The 20,090-nt window shown below is 43.1% G+C and carries 16 protein-coding genes; 3 read left to right on the forward strand and 13 right to left on the reverse strand.

From position 1 onward, the window contains the following. Nucleotides 1-40: 40 nt before the first annotated feature. The 5 genes from nhaA to GQR89_RS21390 all read right to left on the reverse strand — a co-directional run bounded on the left by nhaA (nt 41) and on the right by GQR89_RS21390 (nt 5,690). Nucleotides 41-1,423: a Na+/H+ antiporter NhaA gene (gene nhaA / locus GQR89_RS18890; RefSeq protein WP_158771534.1), complete on the reverse strand. Its 1,383-nt coding sequence runs from the start codon at nt 1,421-1,423 to the stop codon at nt 41-43. Nucleotides 1,424-1,650: 227 nt separating this feature from the next. Then, a complete protein-coding gene (locus GQR89_RS18895; RefSeq protein WP_158771536.1) occupies nt 1,651-2,892 on the reverse strand; it encodes a glutamate-5-semialdehyde dehydrogenase in 1,242 nt (413 codons plus the stop codon). A gap of 2 nt (nt 2,893-2,894) precedes the next feature. Further along, nucleotides 2,895-4,001: a glutamate 5-kinase gene (proB, locus tag GQR89_RS18900; protein WP_158771537.1), complete on the reverse strand. Its 1,107-nt coding sequence runs from the start codon at nt 3,999-4,001 to the stop codon at nt 2,895-2,897. A gap of 11 nt (nt 4,002-4,012) precedes the next feature. Beyond that, the gene (gene putP, locus GQR89_RS18905) at nt 4,013-5,506 is read right to left on the reverse strand and encodes a sodium/proline symporter PutP (protein WP_158771539.1); all 1,494 of its coding nucleotides are present in this window, start codon (nt 5,504-5,506) and stop codon (nt 4,013-4,015) included. Between the two features lie 10 nt (nt 5,507-5,516). Then, nucleotides 5,517-5,690, reverse strand: coding sequence for a hypothetical protein (locus GQR89_RS21390; RefSeq protein ID WP_199271342.1), 174 nt, complete (start codon nt 5,688-5,690; stop codon nt 5,517-5,519). A gap of 309 nt (nt 5,691-5,999) precedes the next feature. On the opposite strand from GQR89_RS21390, the gene GQR89_RS18910 reads away from it, so the two are divergent. Then, entirely contained in the window at nt 6,000-6,497 is a 498-nt protein-coding gene (locus tag GQR89_RS18910; protein WP_158771541.1) for a MarR family winged helix-turn-helix transcriptional regulator, read from the forward strand. Between the two features lie 28 nt (nt 6,498-6,525). Here the strand turns inward: GQR89_RS18910 and GQR89_RS18915 are convergent, their stop codons facing one another. After that, complete coding sequence (locus tag GQR89_RS18915; protein WP_158771543.1) at nt 6,526-7,098, reverse strand: YSC84-related protein; 573 nt, start codon at nt 7,096-7,098, stop codon at nt 6,526-6,528. Between the two features lie 365 nt (nt 7,099-7,463). Between GQR89_RS18915 and GQR89_RS18920 the strand changes: the two genes are divergently transcribed. Together GQR89_RS18920 and GQR89_RS18925 are read left to right on the forward strand one after the other, a co-directional pair. Further along, nucleotides 7,464-8,420 (forward strand): VacJ family lipoprotein, encoded by a 957-nt coding sequence (locus tag GQR89_RS18920; RefSeq protein WP_158771545.1) that lies wholly within the window; start codon nt 7,464-7,466, stop codon nt 8,418-8,420. A 7-nt stretch (nt 8,421-8,427) separates the two neighbouring features. Continuing rightward, on the forward strand, nt 8,428-10,857 hold the full coding sequence (locus GQR89_RS18925; protein ID WP_158771546.1) for an RND family transporter: 2,430 nt from the start codon (nt 8,428-8,430) through the stop codon (nt 10,855-10,857). Between the two features lie 397 nt (nt 10,858-11,254). Here GQR89_RS18925 and GQR89_RS18930 read toward each other — a convergent pair whose 3' ends face one another. From GQR89_RS18930 to GQR89_RS18960, 7 genes are all read right to left on the reverse strand, one after another. Continuing rightward, nucleotides 11,255-13,252: a response regulator gene (locus GQR89_RS18930; protein WP_158771548.1), complete on the reverse strand. Its 1,998-nt coding sequence runs from the start codon at nt 13,250-13,252 to the stop codon at nt 11,255-11,257. A gap of 21 nt (nt 13,253-13,273) precedes the next feature. Further along, nucleotides 13,274-13,732: a response regulator gene (locus GQR89_RS18935; protein WP_158771550.1), complete on the reverse strand. Its 459-nt coding sequence runs from the start codon at nt 13,730-13,732 to the stop codon at nt 13,274-13,276. A 1-nt stretch (nt 13,733) separates the two neighbouring features. Beyond that, the gene (locus GQR89_RS18940) at nt 13,734-15,215 is read right to left on the reverse strand and encodes an ATP-binding protein (protein WP_158771552.1); all 1,482 of its coding nucleotides are present in this window, start codon (nt 15,213-15,215) and stop codon (nt 13,734-13,736) included. A 54-nt stretch (nt 15,216-15,269) separates the two neighbouring features. After that, nucleotides 15,270-15,503: a histidine kinase gene (locus tag GQR89_RS18945; protein WP_158771554.1), complete on the reverse strand. Its 234-nt coding sequence runs from the start codon at nt 15,501-15,503 to the stop codon at nt 15,270-15,272. A gap of 3 nt (nt 15,504-15,506) precedes the next feature. Continuing rightward, nucleotides 15,507-16,838: a sigma-54 dependent transcriptional regulator gene (locus GQR89_RS18950; RefSeq protein WP_158771556.1), complete on the reverse strand. Its 1,332-nt coding sequence runs from the start codon at nt 16,836-16,838 to the stop codon at nt 15,507-15,509. A gap of 378 nt (nt 16,839-17,216) precedes the next feature. Continuing rightward, nucleotides 17,217-18,416, reverse strand: coding sequence for a GNAT family N-acetyltransferase/peptidase C39 family protein (locus tag GQR89_RS18955; protein ID WP_158771558.1), 1,200 nt, complete (start codon nt 18,414-18,416; stop codon nt 17,217-17,219). Nucleotide 18,417: 1 nt separating this feature from the next. Further along, nucleotides 18,418-19,884: a RimK family protein gene (locus tag GQR89_RS18960; protein WP_158771560.1), complete on the reverse strand. Its 1,467-nt coding sequence runs from the start codon at nt 19,882-19,884 to the stop codon at nt 18,418-18,420. Between the last annotated feature and the right edge of the window lie 206 nt (nt 19,885-20,090).

Genomic DNA, 20,090 nt, shown 5'->3' on the forward strand with positions numbered 1-20,090 from the left:
ACTAAGGGTTAAGTATGTAAGCGTTAGCCGCTGGGATCAATTATTGTTCAGTTTGTGGCCCAGCTTGATTGCCATTGTTAATTATTAAGAACAGGGTCGTACCTAATATGGCTGCGATTATAGAGCCGGCCAAGATACCAAGCTTTGCCTGAGCCAATAACTCAGGATGCCCCGCGAAACCTAACGAGGCAATAAATAACGACATGGTAAATCCTACCCCAGCCAAGCAAGATAGGGCAAAAACTTGCGGGAAAGCTAAGCCCGTAGGTAAACGTGATAAGCCGCTTTTCACGGCAAGCCAAGCAAATAGAGTAATACCACATATTTTGCCTAACACCATGGCACTGGCTATACCAACAAGCACAACTGAATTGAAAACTTGCCCTAGGTCACTAGGTAACGCCACACCGGCGTTGATAAAAGCAAAAATGGGCAAAATAACCAAACTGACAGGCCGATTTAGTACATGCCCCCAACGTTGAATAGGCGTAGTCGTCATGGCCGCTACACTCTGCGCTTTTTCGACTAACTCGTGTTGCTCTTGATGCTCCAATATCGATACGTCTTGCTTATCTATCTTTTCAAAACGATCTAAAATGCCGCGCATTCTACGCGAAAACCATCGGCTTTGAGCATAGGGTTTAGTGGGTACAGCCAGAGCAGCTAAAATACCTGCTGCGGTAGCATGCACGCCTGATTGCAACACAAACCACCAAAGTAATACGCCCCCTAAAATATAAAAAATGGGCCTACGTACGCCGAGTAAATTAAACATAAACAGACCGAGTAAGGCTAGACCTGCATAACCTAGCGAGACAAGATTAATACTGTCTGTGTAAAATAAACCAATAACAGCCACGGCACCCATGTCGTCGACAATGGCCAGCGCTGAAAGCGTCACAGCGGCTGAACGCGGTGCTTTACTGCCAAGCAGAGCTAAGATCCCCAAGGCAAAAGCGGTGTCGGTTGCCATTGGTATTCCCCACCCATTCATTGTGGCTTCAGACCCAGTCAACGCAATGGCCGCGTATATACCCGCTGGCAACAACATTCCACCGAGTGCCATAGCAATCACTAAGCTTGAGTCACGAAAATCTTTCAAATCACCTACTAGGGTTTCATATTTTATCTCTAGTCCGAGTAAGAAGAAAAACATCACCATCAACCCGTCGTTAACCCAAGTGTGCAATGAATGACTTATAGTGAAATCGCCCAGAGAAATACTCAACGCCATATGACTAATTTTTTCATACAAGTCATGACTATCTGAGTTAGCGATGATCATCGCTGCGATCGCACAGAGTAGAAGAATAATACCGGCGGTAGCTTGGCTTTTAAAAAAGTGCTCGAAGGAGCAAATTACATGATTAAACTCGCGTTCTAAAGGCGCTAATTCGCGATCTTTGTTTTCAAGGTTATCCATGTCTGTAGCCTCTGAATAGCCTAGAAAAGAATTTTGATTTACAGTATGTCAACGTATATGCGAAAACTAAAAATCGAATCAATACCGCGATATTGACTCGATTTCGTTGTAACACCGATGCTATGTTCAGCATACACCCTCATAGTCAATTAGATAGAATATTGAGTGAATATGCACGAATCTAGCCAACCCCGAACCTTGCGTTCGAGGAAATGGCGAGCTTGAACTTAGGCGCGTATTTGTCCTGTTCCACTGACTAAATATTTCTCAGCGGTAAGTGACTCGAGCCCCATAGGGCCATAAGCATGGAGTTTAGAGGTCGCAATACCAATCTCAGCACCAAGACCAAGCTCACTGCCATCGGAAAAGCGCGATGATGCATTTACCATGACCACTGAGGCATCAACACTGCGCTGAAAGCGCTTAGCAGTGATTTCATTTGTCGTACAGATAACCTCTGTATGGTGGCTACCAAAGCGCGAGATGTGATCAAATGCTGCATCTATGCCGTCAACAATGCCTACAGCTATTTCTAAATCCAGATATTCAACACCGAATTCATCATTTTGTATTACAGTGGCATTATCAAAGTAAGTCGCAGCATTTGCACTGGCGTTAACTTTTACTTGCTTGCTTTGCAACGCTGCCGCAGCCAGTGGTAAGAACTCATCGGCGATATCTTTATGCACGATAAGTCCTTCAAGGGCATTACAAACACCCGTGCGATGGGTTTTACCGTTGACTAAAATATCGATAGCTGTTTGTAAATCTGCGTCTTTATCAATGTAAAGATGACACACACCTTTAAAGTGCTGAATAACAGGGATTTTACTGTTGTCGGTCACATAACGAATAAGTCCTTCGCCGCCACGTGGAATGATTACGTCGATGTAATCACTCTGCTGCATCAATTCCATCATCAACTCACGGTCAGGATTGGGCACTACTGTAATCAATTCAACAGGCAAATTGTGCTTTTTAAGCACATCTTGCAGTACGCCGGCAATGGCCTTACTACTGCCAAGAGCTTCTTTACCACCACGCAGAATGACGCCGTTGCCTGATTTGAAGCATAATGCACCGGCATCTGCGGTAACATTAGGACGCGCTTCATAGATCATACAAACGACTCCAAGCGGAATACGCATCTTACTAATTTTAAGGCCATTTGGTCGTTCACCAATCACGCGCTCTTGCCCAGCGGGGTCTGGTAATGCGACGATGGTTTCAATTCCGACGGCCATACTTTCAACGCGTTCGGCGTTTAACGTTAATCGGTCAATCATGGCTGCACCCAAACCGTCTTTTTCAGCCTGAGCTAAATCTATTTTGTTGGCCGCGTAAATTGCTTCAGCATTTGCGCGTAGCCCATCTGCCATGTCTTGCAATACAATATTTTTCGTTTTTTCATCTAAAACAGCTAATACCTTGGCAGCTCGTGCTGCGTTCTTTGCTAATTCTTTAATCATGTTTATTGTTTCTCCAATGACGCGATATTCTTTTTCGAGATAATAGGGCCGGTTCTGTTTTGGAATTCTCCGGCAAATTCACGGTCGTCTTGGTCGGCGATAAAACTTAACAAGCAACTGCTGTAGTTTGAGCGTGCTTTTGCGATACGCGTGCCGTCATCTTTTCTTAATAAGATGGTGTCACCTACGGCAAAACTACCGTTCACTTCAACAATTTCATCACTGGTCAATTGCTCACCATGCACTGAAAACTCGGTATCGAAGTCATTATTAACTACGACTTCGCCCTGTTCTGACGCGGTATGCCTCATCCAATGATCATGTTCTTGCATAGGTTTAGCGTAAGGTCTGAAGAACGTTCCAGGGTTTTTACCCTCAAGTAAGCTGTTAAAGCTTGCAGACTTGAAACCATTGACGATAAAGGTGTCGATACCATGAGAAGTAGCCTTTTCTGCTGCTTCAATTTTGGTTTTCATCCCACCTGTACCAACCGCACTGGTAGCACCGCCGCCCATAGCAAAAATGCGGCTATCGATAGTGGTAACTTCAGGCAACAAAACGGCGTCGTCGTGGATGTTAGGATTTTTATCATACAAACCATCTACGTCTGAGCAAATAATCAAGGCATCGGCGTCTGCTGATGCAGCAACCATCGCTGATAAGTTATCGTTGTCGCCCACTTTTAGATCGTCTGTTGTTACCGTATCGTTTTCGTTGATGATGGGTAACACACCGTTATTTAGCAGTGAAAAAATAGTTTCGCGAATACTGACATAACGTTCACGGTCCCGCAGATCGCCATGAGTTAATAGAATTTGCGCGGTAGGGAAATCAAAAAGTCTATCCCATGTCGCCATCATTTCGGTTTGCCCAGCAGCTGCCATGGCTTTTTTTAAGGCAATATCGACGTTGTCCGTTTCTGGGAACAAATGTGCTCCTGCGGCAACAGAACCTGATGATACTAATACCACCTGAACCCCGTTGGCTCTTAAACGCACGATAAATTGCGCGATACTGAGTAAATAATGACTGCTACACCCTTTGCGATGTGGTGCGATAAGTGCGCTGCCTACTTTGATTACAACGCGTTTCCATTGTGAAAGATCCATAGAATGTTTCCTTAATTTGAATGTTGTTTAGCTAAAACTAAATTAGTTTCGTCGAACATGGCAACTGTGGCTTCACTTGGTTCGTCACCGAATAGATCAACGAGCCATATCACAGTGGCACTAACAATAAAGCCGGGGACAATTTCATACATCACACTCGAAAGCGTTTGTCCGTCGGGTAGCAGCGGCGCATAAATCCAAACCAATACGGTCAAGGCGCCTGAAATAATGCCGGCTACAGCAGCTTTGTGGGTTAAATTTGCTTTGTATAAGCAAAACAACACCAACGGTCCGAACGCGGCGCCAAAACCCGCCCACGCGTTACTGACCAATGATAAAATGCTATTGTTACTATCTAGTGATAACAACAAAGCTACGATTGCTACACCCGCTACACCGTAACGGCCCATTTTCACCGTTTGCTCGTCGCTCACTTCGCCCTTTGCTTTCAAGCGATATATGTCTTCAGTAAGAGAGCTAGCTGAAACCAAAAGCTGCGACGATATCGTACTCATAATAGCCGCTAAAATAGCTGCCAATAAAAAACCACTGATCAACGGGTTAAACAGTAATTCCGAAAAAATAATAAAAATGGTCTCAGGGTCATCTACTGCCAAACCAAATTTATTCGAATAGGCCACGCCCACTAAACCTGTGGATAACGAACCAATGATCGTCACTGTCATCCAGCTCATACCGATGGTGCGTGCAGTTTTAACTGCTGATACAGACCGAATAGCCATAAAACGCACAATAATATGAGGTTGACCGAAATAGCCTAATCCCCATGCTAAGCTAGACAGCAGTCCTAACCATGTCACATCACGCCAAGTTTGCGAGAAGGTCGGAATAGACTCATAGGCGTACCCGAGCATTTCGTTGCCATCAGTAAACTGCTGATAAGCGACAATTGGCACTAGCGCCAAGGCGACAAACATAATGCAACCTTGTACAAAGTCCGTTAGTGAGACCGCTAAGAATCCGCCCAACAACGTGTAAGAAACCACTACACTCAAGGTAATAAACAACCCGAGTTGATAATCCAAACCAAATGCCGATTCAAACAACTTACCACCAGCCACCAACCCTGCAGATGTGTATAACGTAAAAAATAACACGATAATAACCGCAGAGATTATCCTGATGCTGCTAGCTTTACGGTTAAACCGTTTAGCAAAAAACTCTGGAATGGTCAGTGCGTCGTTTGCTACTTCTGTATAGACACGCAATTTAGGTGCCACAAAAATATAATTAGCTAGCGCCCCTATAAGCAGACCAATGGCGATAAACATGCTATCAAAGCCGCTCACAAACATGGCGCCAGGTAGACCCATAAGCATCCAGCCACTCATGTCAGATGCACCCGCTGATAAGGCGGTCACTTGTGGACTAACCTGCCGACCGCCCAGGATGTAACCTGACATATCACCGGTAGAACGACGGTAGGCAAACACGCCTATTCCCAGCATAGCGATAAAATATACTGCTAAAGAAATATAACTCATATTGTATTAACTAGTGGCTAGTAGAAATTTGGCTTTTGGTGCGAGCGCGAGATTGGCTGCCGGTAGCGAGGACGAACAAGGAAATGCAGGTCAATAACCAAAAGCTCAATTTATGAAAAATTGCATTAACGAGTAAAGTGGCAGGTTGATTAAGCGTCTTGCCAATCGCTTTGAGGATTTGCATTTTATCTCCGTAGATGAATAATGAGTTGTGCACATATAATTACAGGTCTATTAATTAGTGCACGAAGCATTATGCTCAATTACTGCCCAAAGATCAAATTTAAATCCGCATCACTAAGCCTAATAAGTTGACCCAACACTGAAAAACAGTCTTGTTTAGCGTCGGCTAGATAGCCGCCAGCATTGATCTCCCCGAGGCCGACGCGTTATTTTTTAAATACCATTTTTAACAAGAGAAGAAGTGCTTTAAGTTGCATTCGATGGGAAATTTGCTAGGGTTCGCCCGTTACTGACAATGCAGGTAAAAAAGATGAGAAAATACGATGAGTTACTGGTTTCACTACGCCGTGTTATACGAGCGATAGACCTTTACTCGAAAAAACTCAGTAAAGAATCTGGTTTAACCAGTCCTCAACTGATCGTCATGCAAGAAATTTTCAACAATGATGATGTGATGGTTAAAGATATTGCCAATCACATCAATTTGAGTTCTGCCACCGTGACCAGTATTTTGGACCGTTTAGAAGCACGGGGGTACGTGGTACGTGAGCGTTCGACCATAGATAAGCGTAAAGTCGGCGTTAGGCTAACAGCGACAGGTACCAATGCATTTAATAACGCGCCAACGTTATTGCAAGAGCATTTCATTAAACGCTTTGAAGCCTTAGATGAATGGGAGCAAACTCAGCTGGTATCAACGATGCAGCGCATCGCTAAAATGATGGATGCAGACGCCTTGGACGCTGCCCCGTTACTACAAGTTGGCCAAATACATCCGCAAAACACAAGTGGGGAGAACCTTAAGTAGGCGCTCTCCCGAACGTTTAAATTGTAGATTAGTTTAGCTGGTCGTCTTTCCAGTACTTAGTCCCTTTCACTGTCGCCTGTAACGACAAACCGCTTTCGGTTAGCTGATATATGGTGATGTTATCAACAGTAACCTCACCACTTTTCGCAACGCCCTTGTCTCCCGCTTTAGCAGCAGCGTCAGCTTGGGCACCAAACGCCCAACCTTCGTCTACGAAACGCGACATAACAGCTTCGTTATGAAATACAAATACGGCACGAAAGTCTTTGACGCCTGCACCTAATCCTAATCCTACTTCAGCCATTTTCATGTAAGTTTGTTTACCTGTTTGATTATCTGTTACCACACCGTAACCACCACCAAAACTGGCTAAAATTAGGTTCACATTAGCATTATCAAACACCGCGAACCCTGGGGCGCTATTAATTTGTGAGCGCACACTGGGCTTAAGTGCGAATAACTCCGTAAGCACTCGGTCTTTCATGGTTTGTACAGCCTGACGCTTTTGAGCAACAGTGGCGTCGGTCGTGGTGGCACATCCACCTAACACTATGAGAGAAAATACGGAAAAAAATACTAGAAACAATGATTTATGCTGCATAAGTAGTCCTTAAAAAAGCTTTTACGAATATTGTAAAGAACATAGCAATTACCGAACCAACAACACCAACATCATGATAAATAAAGGTAATTATAATAATTTTTTGAATGCAGTGATTTTAATGGTCATTAAACCTGTGGGCGGTGAGCCGTATCGGTAACTTTGTCGTAATCACTGCGTAGTTTTTTCCGATGGCCGTAGCCCTGTGCTACTTAAAAATCACTTTATCAATTTAAATCAATAATTTAATACTGGAATAAATCTTGTATCTTACTTAATAGCAGGGTGCTATATCGGGTGAGATATAAAATAAATAACAACACTTTTTATAGTATTCGCACTTTCAATTGCAGAGGAATAACGGTTTGCCTACTACACATATACTGAACAAAATTCTCGTCAGCAGCATCTTCTGTGCGACCTTATTTCTAGGTGCTTGTAGCTCTAACACCACACCCGACGCTATAACCGAACCTGAAACAACAAATAATGCTGGCAGTGAGTTGGTAATAAAGAGCTCTCACGGTACCCAGTCCATTGAGCCAACCGTTGTTAGCTATGCAGCGCCTAGCAACGAGCAGGCAGTCCAGGATAACATCCCCCTCGCTTTTGAAGATCCATTAGAGTTTATCAACCGACCCATCTTCGCATTCAACGATAAATTGTTTGAGTACATACTAATTCCTGCAGCAAATGGCTATACAAAGATAGTTCCCGATCCAGTACGAACCAGTGTAGGACATTTTTTTGGCAATATTCGAGAGCCCTTAAATGCCTTAAATCAGTTATTCCAAGGTGAGGTCGGTGATAGTGGTAAAAGCGTTGGCCGGTTCCTTATCAATACAACGGTTGGATTACTCGGCTTTTTTGACCCAGCGACCGCGTGGTTTGAGATAGACGAAAATGTGACCACAATTAACGACACTTTAATCAAATACGACGTGGGATATGGCAGCTATTTGGTGTTACCTATTCTGGGTCAATCCGATTTACGTAATGGGTTCTCTACCATTACTGAGTCTATTTTCAATCCTATTCAGTACGCTACTGAAAACCCGCAAACTATCTATATCCAGTCCTACGGTGGCTTTCACGCTTTTGCTCCTCAAGCACCCACCTATGAGAAATTGCGCAGCGAAACCAACGATCCTTATGTGTTCTTCCGAAACCTCTATATGCAAAACATGTTGCGCGATCAGCAATTCCCAGTCGAAAACACAGATAACAAAAATGGGCAGCAGGAAACGAAGAAAATGGGTAACGCTAACAGCGCCAATGAACAGAACATAGATGGCGATGCTTCAGCATCGCAACCGGAGTAAGCAATTCATGAGTGCATCTTTAGCCAATATGATTATCCGTCATGCCAAGCTTATTCTGCTTTTATTCGTTATCGGTGGTGGGCTTGCAGCATGGTCAGCTCAGCAATTTAAGATTGACGCCTCGGCGGACACCTTACTGATAAAAAACAATAAAATGTTTGTAGAAACCCAGGTGATGAATGAGCGTTTTTCGCCACAAGAGTTTATCTTGGTGGCCTACAAACCGAAAGATCGTCCTGTATTCAGTCAACAGTCTTTCAATGATATCCAACAAATATCCAGCGAACTCAAAACTATTCCGAGAGTATCTGAGGTCACCAATATACTCAATGTGCCTTTGCTGTCCTTATCGGGCAAGCTTGACCCAGATCTTAAACCTGAGCAATTAACTTGGCAGGCCAATCATTACTCCGCGGATAAAATGCGTGAGGTGTTCACCGATCACCCTTTGTTTACCGACCTGTTGGTGAATAAAGATCAAACTGCTACGGCCATGCAAATTGTATTCAAGCCAAACACAGAGTTAAGAGATATACAGAGCAAGATTATTGGCATTCAAAAAAAGGTTCTTGATGGCAAATTAAGTGAACAAGATGAGCAAAGAATTGAAAAGCTCAAGAGACAGGCTGAGCCCATTGAAGAGCAACTAAAAAAGACTCGCCAACAAGAAATTAAGCAGATATACCAGATAATTGAGCCATTTAAAGATGACGCTGACTTATATCTAGGTGGTGCTTATGTACTTGGTCAGCAAATGATCGACATAATTCAAAGTGACTTACTGGTGTTTGGCAGCGCTATTGGCCTAGCAATTTGTTTGATATTGTTCGTTCTGTTTAGAAAGATTCGCTGGGTGGTACTGCCACTACTGTGCTGCGGATTAAGCGTACTTCTAACCGTTGGCTTATTCGGATTGCTTGATTTTAGAGCAACGGTTATCTCTTCAAACTTTATTGCATTGCAGTTAATTCTAACACTTGCGGTGGTAGTTCACCTTATTGTGGAGTTCCGTCAACTAGAGGAGCAAGACAGCGAAGCCAGCCAGCAAAGCCTGCTGCGTCAAACCTTTATTAATAAATTCAAGCCTTGCCTGTACGCAGGGATCACCACAAGCGTTGGCTTTGCCTCGTTATTATTTAGCGGCATACAGCCTGTGGTTAGCTTTGGCTGGATGATGATAGTAGCGATGGGTGTATCTATCTCCGTTAGCCTATTGCTATTCCCTGCCGTGTTAGCGTCGTTTAAGCGCAAGGGAGATAGTCACGAAAGTCGATTCAGCCAATATGTTGTCTCCGCTATTAGTAATTTCACCTTAAGACGCCCCACATTCATTATTTTGATTACCCTTATTATCAGTAGTGGCGCCATATTCGGCATTCTTAAACTCAATGTGGAAAACAGCTTTTTAAATTACTTCAAAGAATCGACACAAGTACGTACCGAATTAGAGTTTATTGACCGAGAATTTGGCGGCTCCACACCATTGGATTTGATTTACACCATTCCAGAAAATGAACGCCGTGATGACTTAGTTATGAGTGCAAAAACGGTTCAAACTTTACAAAAAATTCAGCACGTGATGCGTCAATACAAAGCAACAGGCAATATCACCTCAGTGGTGAACTTCACTGAGCTAGCGAAACAAATAAATAACGGAAAGCCACTCACCGAATACGAATTAACGGTTATTTATACCTTGCTTGATGAATCTCTCACTGATCAGTTGTTAGGGGCTTATTTCGACCCTGAAAATAATCAGTTACGTATTAGTACCCGTATTCAGGACAGCACCGAGAATTTCAATCGCGCTGAATTCCTAAATACTTTGCGAAACGATTTGGAGATGCTCGACATCGCACCTGACAGCTACAGCCTAAGCAACCTGTTTGTGCTCTATCAGGACATTTTACAGCGTTTATTTTCCTCTCAGATCATGACTCTGGGCTTAGTCTTCGGCGCGCTCACTTTGGTTTTGTTAGTGATATTTCGTTCTATTAAAGTGGCTGTTATCGCGGTTATCCCCAACATTCTGACTACCTTAGTCATTTTAGGCGTAATGGGATGGTTAGGAATCGCATTAGATTTAATGACAATCACGATTTCAGCGATTGCCATGGGGATAGCTGTCGATGACACCATTCATTTCGTGCATCGATATCTTGAAGAATTAAATAAAGAGAATGCTGACGCCAGTAAAGCGATTAAAAGGACGTTCAAGTCCGTGGGGTATGCACTAATTTATACCACCACCATCATTGCTGTTGGCTTCTCACTACTTAGCTTTTCCGACTTCGTGCCCAGTATATTGTTCGGACTACTAACCTGTTTGGCCATGTTGCTAGCCTTTGTAACCGATACCACTTTACTGCCCGTGCTATTACGAAAATTCGTTCATCCTAAAAGTCAGAAAAAGTCGTCTTTGAGTAACAATGGATAATTTCATCTTGTTGATGCTCTATAAGTTGTCGTGTTATTTCACAGTTTAGTGCATAGAGAAAAATGAATATAAAAATAATCATTTAAATTCAGATGGTTACGAATTTGCACGGAAATTGCTTTTCAATTTAATTAACGATATGCCAAAGGATTAGTCATAAACCCGTTTGCCGAGTTAGCGCCTTTGATTCGCTGTTAACTTGCACCCGTTTTCGCTGGGGCTGGGGCGTTAAACCCCTGATACTGCTACTATCTAGCCCCAGTGAATTCTCTTTATAATGATTTAATACGCAGATGTACAAAAATTGAGTGCAGTGGATTAAATAAGCTTTGAATTTGCTCGACTAAGTAGAGAGTAACAGACGATAAAGTGAACGTATTGTCAGTAACTTAACAAACTAGTCTTTAACGAGGTCCGTTAATACCTGCATATTGATTGGTTTTAAAATAAATTTGGATATGTCAGCTTCTATTAATTTAGCATTGTCAGGCTGCTCACCACTTAGAATGACCATTTCGACTTGTGGTGCACTCTGACGCAATTCTTTTGCTAAGCTCAAGCCATCAGCGTCAGGCAAGTTTAAATCCAGTAATACCTTACTCCAGTCGTTTCGTTGCTTGAAAATATCGATACATTCTTTACCTGAATGGGCTATATGGACTGATACACCTAAGTTTTTGAGCAATAACGCGGTAATATCAGCGGCATCAACATCATCTTCTACCAGCAGTATATGCTGCTGCTTGCTGCTTTGACGCAGGGATGATTCGTCGCTTGTTAACTCGTTGAGAAAATGGCTGTTTGGGCTTAGCGATTCATTTGGTTCAACAGGCAAATATGTATCGAGTACGCTCATCAATGCTTCAGGGTTAATTGGTTTTTCTAAAACACGAGTAAACCCTTGGGAAATCAATTGATCGCGTACCCCTTTCATCGTGGCAGCAGTCATAGCAACCACCGGCGCTGCAATACCATTTTGGCGTATCTGTTTAATTGCTTCGGATCCGTCCATCACCGGCATATGTATATCAATCAATACCAAATCATAAGGCTGGCTGTCATTGCTTGCATCAGTGATTTTGTCTAATGCCTCTAAGCCATTCTTACCATACTCCACCAGCAGCCCAGTGCTTGACACCATATGCCCGACCAGCATGCGAATGTCATTTACGTCATCTACCACTAACACTTTGCCTTGGTAACGCGGTGTCTTTACGTCTTTAACCAGCAATGGCTTAGCGTCAAATTTAAGCAGTTCGTGGGGGACGTCGCTTACATCACCAGTCTGAATATGAGCAGTGAAACAACTACCCGAACCAAATATTGACTCCAAACTCATGTCGCCACCCATTTTCGCCACTAGCTCAGTACAAATAGCCAAGCCCAACCCACTACCACCTTGTCTGCGAGACACAACATCAGCCACTTGTTCAAATGGTTTAAATACACTACCTAATTGCTCTTTCGGGATACCAATACCAGTATCAGATACTGAGAAATATAATAAATCAGCGCCTTGTTGCTTTTCATACCAAAGCGTAAGCGTCACGCCACCTTGCTCGGTGAATTTAATGGCATTACTGATAAGGTTAATGAGTATCTGGCGGAAACGGGTTGCGTCGGTATTAATCTTCAAAGGTAAGGGCGTCTCAGAGCAGACCGTAAGCGTAAGATCTTTATCTGCGGCAGGTATACTCATTAACGCGTATACATCGGCTACTAGGGCATCTAAATTCACTTCACTGATGTTCAACTCAAGTTTATCAGCAGCAATTTTTGACAGATCGAGCATATTATTTAGCAAACTCAATAAATGCTTACTATTACTTAGCACGATCCCGAGCTCAGCATGGGCTGCTTGACCAATTTTTGAGTCCATCAACAACTCGGTATAACCCAAAATAGACGTTAATGGTGTGCGTAGCTCGTGACTAAGATGAGCTAAAAATCGGTCTTTTGAGCGATTTTCTGCTTCTGCTTTTAATCGGTCTACTCGCTCTTTTTCTATTTCACGACGTGCAAGGGCGTAACGGATCGCTCGAGCAAAACGACTACTGTTTAATTCACTTTTAATAATGTAGTCAACCGCACCGGCGTCCAGTGCAGCCATATCAACTTCTTCGTCAGCTTGTCCAGTCAACATGATGATGGGAGAAGTAAAACCCGCCTCAATGCCCAGCGTTAGAACACTTAGCCCATTTTCCGCGCCTAATTGGTAATCTAATAAACAAATATCATGGCGATTCTTTGCCATTTCAGCTAATGCATCATGCTGATTGGTAACCCAATCAATTTCAAACTCTAGGGTACTTAATTGCTCTATATAATCTCGCGTTAAGATATAATCATCTTCGTCGTCTTCGACCAAAAGCAAACGTGAAATTGAATTAGACATGGTTGCCTGCTAGCCTCTGGTTCACCCGTTATTCACGGGTAATTCAACAAACTCTACCCAGTATTTACCTAGTGCACTCATTAATGCGACTAATCCTTCAAATGTGACAGGTTTAGTAATATACGATGCGGCGCCTAGGTCGTAGCCCTTGACCATATCTTCCTCTTGCACTGAGGTGGTCAAAATAACGATAGGAATACTACGCAGTTCGGGGTCGAGTTTAATTTGCTGTAACGCTTCTCTACCATCCATCCGCGGCATATTTAAATCGAGTAAAATAAGGCCTGGGCGCGGCGCGGCATCCTTGTCACTAAACTTGCCTTCGCGGCGCAAGAACTCTAATAACTCCACACCGTCTTCCACACAGTGTAACTCGTTCAGTACGCGACTTTCTCGCAGGGCGTCTTGCGCCAATAGACGATCATCTTCATCATCATCGGCCATTAATATTACTATCGGTTTTGCTTTTGAATAAGGCACTTTACTCTCCCATGTATTTGTTAACGACCGCTTCAATTGGTAAGGTAACGATAAATGTTGCGCCCTCATCAGGCGCGCTATGCCCGACGATCGTCCCGCCATGGCGCTCTACAATTCGTCGACAAATGGCTAAGCCAATACCTGTCCCCTTGTATGCTGTACGTCCATGTAAACGCTGAAACGGTGAAAATATTTTATCAGCGTAGGTTTGTTCAAACCCTATTCCATTGTCTTTTATCGTAATGATACAACTGGGCACATCAATGTGCTGTAATTCATCATAAATATCTTTTTGCTCGACCAGCACATTAATAAGTGGTGGTTGATCAACTTTACGAAATTTCAAACCATTCGACAGTACATTTAAAAACAGTTGATATATTTGGCTCGGATCAGCACACACTTTTGGTAGAGGGGCCACATTGATCTGGGCATTACTCTCTTTGATGGCTATTTCGAGATCCCCAAGAACCTCTTCAAATACCTCGTCTAACTCAACCTCAACAAAATCTTTGCCTCGGGTGGTAATACGAGAAAACTCAAGTAAATCGTTGATTAGCGTCGACATTCTAAACGCAGCGGTGGTCATACGTTTAATATAATCGACTCCTCGTTCATCAAGCTTATCTTTATAAATGGTGGTCAACCTATCGCTAAAGGCCTGAATTTTACGTAACGGTTCTTGCAAGTCATGGGATGCAACAAAGGCAAAATCTTCTAGCTCCCGATTACTGCGAGAAAGCTCCTCGGAATACACCGTTAGCTCTTGGGTGCGCTGAGCAACTTTTTCCAGCAACTGTTCGTTTTGTTCTTCCAGCCCCTCTTGGTAACGGGTACTGATACGTAAATTGATACGAGCCATCAAAAACATCCCGATGACAAGCAAGCCACTGGTAATGGCCGACACCCCAAAGTTAACCTTTGCGTCTCGCTGAATATTTTTTAACTCACTGTATAAAGTGCGTCTGTGAGCATATTCTTTATCAACCAGCAGTTTGATATTTTTTCGAATTTCTCGATATAAGTCACGACCCCGATTAGTCATAACTTGCCGTAACGCAGACTTTTCACGCTCTCGTAGCGCCAAATCGACACTACTTGTTAGCTCAGATATTTTCTCATCAACCAGTATAAGCAACTCTGCTATCAGCTCTTTTTGGCCACTGATATCTGATTCGATATCTCGCACCAGCTTTATTTTTTCATCTAAACTTTTTAACTCGGTATGGTAAGGATTCAAATACTCTTCATACTCGGTCAACAAGTAACCACGCTGTCCGGATTCCGCGACCACGACGGATAGGTGCAGACTCTCTAAGCGCATAATGATGTTACTGGTTTTATCGAGACTGGTTTGCACTGAAGACAATTGGTTCACCGTACCAAGTGCAATAGATAAATTAATACCGATAATTCCTACCACTATGATAGAGATGATGATCCAAGTGGCAGTGGTGTTACCAAATAACCGTTTAACGCGCATGTTCGTCCTTTAATGTGACTTTAATTCGTTACAAATGAGTCAACGAATAGAATATTACGACTCTGCAACAGAACGTGAATGCTCCGCTAATTTTTGCAAGGCTGCGCTGCTGTCTTGGCAGGCAACCAATATTTTATCTAATGCCGCGATGGCCTTTTCTTTCGGCATATCGTTTTCCAAGACAAGCTTAACCATTTCTGCCTGCATGGAAATACGGTTTAGTGGATTACGCACGTCATGAATTAACGAATTAGTAGTCGGTAATGGTGCGTCAGTTGTTGGTTGCATAGCTTACCCCTGAGCCTGGCTTTCCCAAGCATTTAAGCGGTTGTATAAGGTTTTGGTGCTGATGCCGAGCATTTCAGCAGCTAGGGTTTTATTGCCCTCAACTTTCTCTAATGTCACGCGGATAAGCTCTTTTTCAACATCATCAATGGTTTGTCCTGCCGTAACTTGATTCGATGTAGTCTGACTTTTAGCAAAAGGCGACTCGAAATTCTTTGGTAGCATAATGTGACTCGTGGCCGGATCGCTCATAATAAAAGCACGGTGAATCGCATGACGCAGCTCTCGAATATTGCCAGGCCAACCATAAGCTTTTAATTGATCGAGCTGAGCATTCTGCCATTCAAAATTAGTGTCGTTTTCGGCGTTTAACTGTTCAATAAATGCGGTAGCTAACAAAGGGATATCCGCTAGTCGTTCACGCAGCGGCGGTATCGTGATAGGGAAAACAGCCAAGCGGAAATAGATATCTTCACGTAGTACTTTACTCAGTGCAATTTCTTCAACCGTACGATTAGTGGCTGATATAACGCGGCAATCAACTGGCGTGTCTTTTACCGCTCCAACCCGGGTAACACGCTTGCTTTCGAGTACTCGTAACAAATTTGGCTGCATTTCTAGTGGCATTTCGGTGATTTCATCAAGAAATAATGTACCGCCTTGAGCTTGTTCAAACACGCCTATCTTGCGCCCCACTGCGCCAGTAAATGACCCCTTTTCATGGCCAAATAACTCACTGCCAATAAGTTCGCGAGATAATGCGCCACAGTTGGTTGCGACCAATGGGCCCTCGACATTACTGGCTGTGTGAATAGCATGGGCAACTACTTCTTTGCCGACACCACTTTCACCCATAAGCATAACGTTAGCATTGGTTTTACCAACCCGCTCTATCATCTCATATAGCTCTTGCATCGGCGCAGACTCACCCACTAGGCAACCAAAGTGCTTAGTAATGGACGATGACTTAGTCTTTTTATTGGCTTTAGGTTTACCCGACAAAACTTGTTCTAGATCTTCACGCTGCAGCGGCTTAACGAGGTAATTAACATTGGGCCCGCACATGCCAGCGATAATACTTTTAACCGACGGATGCCCTGTTATCAAGGTCACAAACGGTACTTTAGCTTTGGTATTTAACTTGTCTATTAAATGCAACGCACTGCCATCTGGCAGCATAAAATCAAGCAATATATGATCAAACTGTTCGAATTCCAAACAGTTGTAAGCTTCTTCCAAGCTGTTGGCAACTTCTACGTCGTGGCCTAAAAACTCGATAATATTACTGGCTACGTCGGTAAATTCCTTATCATCATCGACTAATAATATTTGAGACACGTTGTTTCCTTTTTTGTTGAGTAACTGTTAATTCAGTTTCTAGCTTTATTTCTTATCTAGGGTCTGTCGACCGTTGTGATTAGCTAACCTATTAACAACCACCAGTGAGTTGGTTGAGTGATCATCCGAAAATGCAATGTGAATAGTAGCATCGTACCTACCATTTTATCACATCGATTCATTGAAATTAGTAGCGTTAGGAAGCTGTCTCGGGAAATTTCACAACGGATGTAGGAAAGCAAAACTTAGGCCATAAGTAAATTCACATGAAAATAAATATATTGGGTGACCCAGGAACAATAATTTTTGTCCCACCGCTTTGCCACGCAAACCAAAAAAGCCTGTCATGGACAGGCTTTAAGATTTTGTTTTTATTATCTATTTTGAAATTAACAACGCAGTACGCAATTTACTTTTACCGAATGCAGACATACTGTAAAAATCTTCACGGGCAATAGGAATATGCTGACAGTCCATGGGCTGTGGGTGTAAATCGTCTGGATCCGGGTCGTGCAGGTACAAACAATCCTCATCTATGTGTGTAACTGTTACCCAATGCGGTATTTTTTTCCCATCGAGCTGATACGTGCTAATTAAGCTAATGACCGCAGCCCCTTTTGCTAAGCCCTTTTGCAAGGCATTTACGTCAGGATCCGAGTAGATAATTTTGATCCCCTGGGCCTTAGCTTGTTGTAAAAATTGCCGATCTACGGCCTGCATTATGTATTTCTTATGTTCACTGCGCACACCATCAATAAATAATGGCGCTCTGGTATTCACATAAGCGGTAACCGAATAGCCACGCTGATGGGCAGCAAGTGCTAACCCAATAGGGTGGCAACCACCGTGACCTGACGTCATAAATATAGTTGTCGCCTGGCGCCATATGTCCAATTCCAGAGACTGTGACATATCCAACTCATTATTCAGGTTTGCCATAGCCATCATTAAAGCCGACGGCCCGCAAGTAAACTCCGTAGTTTGCTTATACCAAGGATAAGCTGGCAATGTTTGCAATGACAGACTCTGGCGTATCGGTTTTTGCATACGTAACGCATCGATTGAACCTTGGTAGTAATTAGCATACGTACCAAAAGTGCGATATCCCAAGCTCTCGTATAGCTTAATTGCCCCCGTATTATTGGTGGCAACTTCAAGGCGCATAAATAACTTATCTTGCTCTAAGGTTTTTTCCTCAAGTGCAAGCAATAGCTTTTTACCCACCCCCAAACCTTGCGCATGACTGCTCACGGCAATTGAATAAAGCCGCGCCAATCGCGTACCTTTGCGCATAATAACCAAGCCATACCCGAGCAAAATGTCATTATGGGTTGCTACCATAAACACTCTGTGACTATCGGTTGCTTTAAGCCAATGCAGTAACCGGCGCTGACTTAATCGGTCTGACTCAAAACTAGCATTTTCCAACTCCACAAGCTGAGCAATATCATCCAGCTCAGCACCGCGAATAGTCAACTCGCTTTTTTTATTTATACCACTTTCTTTTGCATTGCCCCCAGTAGGAGCAATACGTGTGGGTAGGCTGCTTTTTTGTTGCTTTTTGTGCCCAGTGGACATCTTATTTGCCTCGTAACTCAAGACGGTTAGCGAATTCTTGCATCACCAACATATATAACTCTTTACCTAAGTATAAGTCTTCAACTTTAGACTCCAAGCTTGGGTTGTCATTTACTTCAATCACGTAAACTTGATTGTTAACTTGTTTAATGTCTACGCCATACAAGCCTTTACCCACAATGGCGCTAGCTTTAACTGCTGCGTCGAGCACAGGCTTAGGTACTTCGAAAGTCGGTAACGTCTCAAAATCACCTGAGAAGTGTTTCTTCGAACTATGATTATAAATTTGCCAATGGTTACGCGCCATAAAGTAACGGCATGCGTATATCGCTCGGCCATTTAATACCCCAATGCGCCAATCAAAATCTGTGTACACAAATTCTTGTATTAACACTAAGGCTGATTGGCGTAACATTTCCACCAACTTCAGCTTTAATTCAACCAAGTTTTCTACTTTAAATACACCGATTGAAAACGAGCTTTCAGGCAACTTCAACACCATCGGGTAGTTAAACTCAGCTTCCATCAATTCACAGGTTTCGTCACTGGAATTGGACACAAATCGGCTCTTAGGGGACGGCACCTTGTTGTAGCTAAACGCATCATGTAAAAACACCTTGTTGCAACAACGTAAAATAGAGGTCGCATCATCAATTACTTCAAGCCCTTCTTGCTCGCCTTTTCGGGCAAGTTGATAGGTATGGTGATTAATCGCAGTGGTTTCTCGTATAAACAAGGCGTCGAACTGACTGATCATCGGCCCTTGTTTTGCGGTGATAACCTCAGCATTGATGCCTACTTGCTCAGCGGCTTTAACAAAGTTTTGGATCGCCTTAGGGTCGCTAGGAGCGGTTTTTTCCTCTGGATTCACCAGAATAGCCATATCCCAACGGAACCGTTTTTTGTTACTCCGACTGCGCCAATATTTCTGAGTGAAATGCTCCAAACGTTCAGCAAATAAAGGCCATAAGCTAGAATCTATTTCACGGATACCTAACGCTTGAGGTTGAACACTTAAGCCTTTTTCATCTCGGGTAAACGACAAACGCAAAATAGGCGCAGGAAAGCGCTCAAAAATATGCTTAGCAATGCGCTTGTGACGTTCATTTTGTGACCAGCCGAAAAACACTAAAATTTCCGCCGGTAATTCATCACCGATATGTGCATATAAATCTGTGCTCATATACTTTGGTACAGGCGTTAGCATATTAGCTTGATCGGTTAATGACTCGCTCAAATCATTGATGGTGTTTACGCTTGGCAACACTTTATGTTGGCGCGCTTCAGCCAGTAAAGAGCAGTAGTAACCCTGACTCAAATATTTATCGGTATCGCATAAGTTAATGATACGTGTTTTTGGCTCACCGACCTTAGGGTAATCAGCAAGATATTGGGCGAAATCGATAACCGTAGCATCCAAACTTGGGAAGCCATCGGCGTTATCTACAACAACTATGGTTTTAAACATTTTATAGCGCTCCAAATAGCAATTTGACTTGTATTTAGGGCACATAAAAGTGCAACAAGCCAAGCAAAATCAATTATTAATCAACAGCTCATGCTTGCCACATCGGTAGGATGGTCTGGGCAATGATATTGGAGCGGAATATAGGCGTTACGTAGATTAAATCAACATTTTTTTGCAAAAAAATGATAATAATTTTTGTGAAAACT

Origin of the sequence: Paraglaciecola sp. L1A13, assembly GCF_009796745.1 — a bacterium.
Taxonomy (GTDB): Bacteria; Pseudomonadota; Gammaproteobacteria; order Enterobacterales; family Alteromonadaceae; genus Paraglaciecola.

Bases quoted from the DNA above. Each gene is read 5' to 3' on its own strand.
- GQR89_RS18910 (WP_158771541.1), top strand. From the start codon at position 6,000: ATGAGAAAATACGATGAGTTACTGGTTTCACTACGCCGTGTTATACGA.
- GQR89_RS18945 (WP_158771554.1), bottom strand. From the start codon at position 15,503: ATGCAACCAACAACTGACGCACCATTACCGACTACTAATTCGTTAATT.
- GQR89_RS18940 (WP_158771552.1), bottom strand. From the start codon at position 15,215: ATGCGCGTTAAACGGTTATTTGGTAACACCACTGCCACTTGGATCATC.
- GQR89_RS18925 (WP_158771546.1), top strand. From the start codon at position 8,428: ATGAGTGCATCTTTAGCCAATATGATTATCCGTCATGCCAAGCTTATT.
- GQR89_RS18915 (WP_158771543.1), bottom strand. From the start codon at position 7,098: ATGCAGCATAAATCATTGTTTCTAGTATTTTTTTCCGTATTTTCTCTC.
- GQR89_RS18930 (WP_158771548.1), bottom strand. From the start codon at position 13,252: ATGTCTAATTCAATTTCACGTTTGCTTTTGGTCGAAGACGACGAAGAT.
- putP (WP_158771539.1), bottom strand. From the start codon at position 5,506: ATGAGTTATATTTCTTTAGCAGTATATTTTATCGCTATGCTGGGAATA.
- GQR89_RS18895 (WP_158771536.1), bottom strand. From the start codon at position 2,892: ATGATTAAAGAATTAGCAAAGAACGCAGCACGAGCTGCCAAGGTATTA.
- nhaA (WP_158771534.1), bottom strand. From the start codon at position 1,423: ATGGATAACCTTGAAAACAAAGATCGCGAATTAGCGCCTTTAGAACGC.
- GQR89_RS18960 (WP_158771560.1), bottom strand. From the start codon at position 19,884: ATGTTTAAAACCATAGTTGTTGTAGATAACGCCGATGGCTTCCCAAGT.
- GQR89_RS18955 (WP_158771558.1), bottom strand. From the start codon at position 18,416: ATGTCCACTGGGCACAAAAAGCAACAAAAAAGCAGCCTACCCACACGT.
- proB (WP_158771537.1), bottom strand. From the start codon at position 4,001: ATGGATCTTTCACAATGGAAACGCGTTGTAATCAAAGTAGGCAGCGCA.
- GQR89_RS21390 (WP_199271342.1), bottom strand. From the start codon at position 5,690: ATGCAAATCCTCAAAGCGATTGGCAAGACGCTTAATCAACCTGCCACT.